Below are 2,517 nucleotides of genomic sequence, written 5' to 3' on the forward strand. Positions count from 1 at the left end.
CAGTTGCGTGGTCGGGTCGATTTCTTCGAGCTAGGCCCGTACGACCAGCTTGGCGCACCCCAGTCCATCGAGCCTCACGCGCTTCCTTATACGAAACAAGCACACATTGATCATTCTCCGGCGTGAAGGTCATGGCAGAATCATTCTTTTTAAGGGCTCTTTTAGCTCTTGCTGCAGGCCGAAAGTGACAGTGGAGGGTCGCGATGCAGTCTAGAAACGGGTAGGAAGACGCTACTGGGGCGATTGAGCCAACCCAGCGCTTGGGTCGCTCGAAGCAGCAACGCTTCGGTTTTCGCCGCCGCATGCTGCGGACAGCCGTAGTCGCAGGTCATTGCGGCGTGCGTCGACCTATGATGGGTAGCGCGCACAGGATCGCTCGGACAGAAAAACTTACCGTGGCCGCTGCGGTCGTTGCTGCAAGATGCATCACGCCCAGCCGGCGCTCATATAATGTGCCTGAGTTTTTTAGAAACGCCGCCTGTACAATTTTTCATCGTCCTAGCACCGTATCGCCGGGAAGAGCCAACGATCGATTTTTTTCTTACTGGCGATGAAATATGTCAGTGCTATGGTACTCGTCCATCCACCCGGCGGTTTCTGGATGCCCATTCCATTCCCGGACAACCGTGTCCGAGACGGCCTGTCGGCCATAGGTCGCGATTAGCCTCTCGCTTACATCGAGTGAATCAGCTTCTTCGCGCAGACTCGCAACGCATTTCCGACGTTGATTTGCGCAAAAGCACAGCCAGGTTAGTTGGTCGCGTTCTGTGACGGTCATTCATTCGATCTAACTCATATTCCGGATCAGCATCGGTTGGCTCGTGTTCAAAGTGTGCCCTGCTCGCCTTTTCCGGCAAGCGACGTTATCGCTCGTACAAGCGGCGCTACCACGGTGGGTAATGGAGCGCAAACCATGTCCAACGCTCCACGTCCGCGATTCGGACCACTCATCATGCATCTCCTGCGTTGTCCTAGGCGAGCGTTTACGCATCAGTTCGAGGTTATAGGCCTCAGCGTTAGTGATCGGCATGGAGCGGTCGCGCGGGTATCCCACGGCGCCGCGGCCCGCGGGTCGGGAGACGGGAGTGCCGTTATGACGTCACTCCCGTCTGCTGATCAATGCGAGGAAGACGCAGCGTCTTCTGCAGCAGCAATGATGGCATCAGCGACCACGCGCGGGTGGCTGAGCAAGGAGACATGGCTCGATGAGACCCGAATAACGGCAGCGCCGATATTGGACGACATCTTCTCCTGCAGGGCTGGGGCAATGAATCGGTCTTGAGTGCCAAGCACCCAGATGGAGGGCTTGCTGTGCCAAGCGGCCTTTGTGACCTTGTCGGAAAAGCAGCTTTGGGCCCACGGCCCCTGGGTTGCGGTAAGCAGGCGCTTTTCGTTCTTGGGCAAGTCCTGCGCAAAATAAGTGTCGATGCCGGTTTCCGGCAACGTCAGGAAGCCTGCGCTGTCGGTGATAAAAAGTGCAGCGTAGGCCGGGGACGGCAGGCCCACGAGCAGGTCGTTGATCGACTGGCCGGTATCGGGCGCGAAAGCGTCGACATAGACCAGTTCCTTGACCTTGTCGCTATTTCCCGCTTCGGTGATGACCACACCCGCCCACGAGTGACCGACCAGCACCACCGGACCGGTTTGCTGTTCGATGACGCGCTCGGTGGTTGCCGCATCATCCGCCAGCGACGACAACGGATTTTGGACGGCGACCACATGCAGCCCCTGAGCCTGGAGCAACGGGATGACCTTCGACCAACTGTTGCCATCGGCAAATGCGCCGTGCACGAGAACAACATTGACATCAGAGAGGTCTCGCGCGTGACCGTGTCCGTCATGACCATCGTGCGCGAAGACGCCGGACGTCGGGGCGGCCGCAGCCAACGCGGCCGCGATCAATGTGCTTTTGAGAAATGTCATGGGGCTATCCTGAGGGGAGAAGAGCCGGACCCGTATGCCCGGACATCCAGAGTGTCGCCTCCACACCAGGCGGGGCTAGGAACTGCGCTGCCGTTTTTGCCGGAAAATGCGTTGTGCCTCTATAGTTGTGAGCCTACGGTGCGACGGCCCGTCGGGGCATACACACGGTGTACATCGGCAGCCCGTGGCAAGTTGCGCCGGCAGTCGGCCGAGGTGGGGGGATTATCCGCCACCACTTGGCCGGGGTCGTCCCTACTACGGTCAGAAACACGCGCTTGAAGGTGCTGCGCAAGGCAAATGTCGGGATGTCCTTAACGATGTCGCAAAGATCTTCATCGAGTTAGACACGTCCGCCTCGCGGCCTGCCACCTCGCATGGCGTCCAGTTCGGCATCTCGCGGTCCCGATCATGCCGCCACAACCTCCGGCCCGCGCACAAGGCGAAATCAAGGCGTGGCCGCCCAGCAGAATCTCGGGTCGGCAGTACACCGAATTTGCATATGGCCCACCTCTTGCTGTCGTGGCGGTACCTCTGCCAGACTCAATCGCAAGAACTCACGACGGCCGCAATAATCTGTCGTCAACTCAGTAGCCT

1 protein-coding gene is annotated in these 2,517 nt (G+C 59.0%); it reads right to left on the reverse strand.

Features of this window, described 5'->3' with window-relative positions; all coding sequences use genetic code 11:
- Positions 1–1,116 precede the first annotated feature (1,116 nt).
- Positions 1,117–1,923 carry an alpha/beta hydrolase gene (locus AC1DVF_RS28980; RefSeq protein ID WP_477783594.1) on the reverse strand — a complete coding sequence of 269 codons (807 nt, stop codon included), beginning with the start codon at positions 1,921–1,923 and terminating at the stop codon, positions 1,117–1,119.
- Between the last annotated feature and the right edge of the window lie 594 nt (positions 1,924–2,517).

It is taken from the genome of Pseudomonas sp. P4_D7 (assembly GCF_056401755.1).

Coding starts and splice junctions, on each gene's coding strand:
- AC1DVF_RS28980 (WP_477783594.1), bottom strand. CDS start 1,923: ATGACATTTCTCAAAAGCACATTGATCGCGGCCGCGTTGGCTGCGGCC.